Below are 1427 nucleotides of genomic sequence, written 5' to 3'. Positions count from 1 at the left end.
TACGTGATCAACGGATTGCCGTCCTCGTCCAGCGCCTGCCCGCCGATCGCCGTCGCGCCGTTGGCGGATGCCTGCGCACCCGAACCGTAGGCGGCGCTGTTCTGTCCCGATGCCACCGAGCCATAGCCGCTCGCCGTGGCGAAATCGGCGTTCGTGCTCGCGCCGCTGCCGATCGCCGAGGAGCCGGTGCCTTGCGCAACCGCGCCCTGCCCCACGGCCGTCGTGTAGTCGCCGCTGGCGAAACTGCCCGCACCGAAGCCGGAGGCGCCGTAACCGCTGGCGATGGCGCCATGGCCGTTCGCCGTCGACTCGTCACCGATGGCCGTGCTGCTTTCGCCGGTCACCGTGGAACCGCTACCCGTGACCGACGTGTTCGCACCCACCGCCGTGCTGTTTTCGCCATCGATGCTGGAGCTGGCGCCCAGGCCCGTCGCATTGTTGCCGTTGATGAAGGTGTTGCTGCCGTAGGCCGAGGCGTTGTCGCCCCAGACGAAGGAGTTGGTGCCGACCGTCGTCGTCTGCACGCCGATGGCGCGGCTCAGGAAGCCGACCGCGACCGCGCCGACATCGAGCGCACCGGCGTTCGCGCCGACCGCCGTGGCATTGAGATGATCGGCCGTGCTCGACCAACCGATCGCCGTGCTGTAATCGGCCGAGCCCCATGCGCCTGCGCCGAAGGCCGACGACCCGATACCACTTGCGAGTGTGGGAACGAAGCCGCCGTAGGCCGTTCCACCCACCGCCACGCTTTCCTCACCCGTCGCCTGCGACGATTCACCGACGGCGACGCTGCTCGCGCCGGTCGCGGCGCTCTGCGTGCCGATTGCCGTCGAGTAATCGCCGATCGCATTGGCGACCGCGCCCACCGCCGTCCCTTGTGCACCACTGGCGTATGCGCCCACGCCGATCGCGGAGGAAGCGAAGCCGCCAGCCTGCGCGCTCGCGCCGATCGCCGTGCCACCGACCGCAGCCGTCGTCGCCGCCGTGTCGACCGGGACGCCTTGGTTGGTCACCAGCGGATCGCCGTCTTCATTCACTGCGACGCCACCGACCGCGACGCTACCCGGACCATTGGCCTGCGCACCCGCGCCGTACGACGCGCTGTTCTGTCCCGTGGCGACACTTCCGCTGCCGGTCGCCGTCGCATTCGACCCTGTGGCGACCGCGCCACCGCCGAACGCACTCGCCCCGTCGGCGCCCGCATAGGCACCCGAGCCCGACGCCGTCGCATACTGTCCGGTGGCCTGCGCATCGTCGGAGCCGTCGTCATTGCCCGTGGCCTTGAAGTAGCGGGTCGCATCGCTCACCGATGAGTCGAGTTGCGCCTTGTTCACCGCATCGGTGGCCTCGGTACCGGCCGCCACGTTGGTGACCTGCCGCTCGCTGCCCACGTCGCCGACCGAGACCGTGTTGTCGCGATCCGCATA

1 pseudogene is annotated in these 1427 nt (G+C 69.8%); it reads right to left on the bottom strand.

The annotated features are described in order from the left end of the window. Nucleotides 1-1427, bottom strand: a pseudogene (locus J2T07_RS19095) (ESPR-type extended signal peptide-containing protein); the annotation flags it as partial.

Source organism: Luteibacter jiangsuensis, assembly GCF_030812295.1.
In the GTDB taxonomy this organism is placed as follows: domain Bacteria; phylum Pseudomonadota; class Gammaproteobacteria; order Xanthomonadales; family Rhodanobacteraceae; genus Luteibacter; species Luteibacter jiangsuensis_A.
Note: the sequence above shows the minus strand (reverse complement) of the source record. Positions and strands in the feature narration are given on the sequence as shown.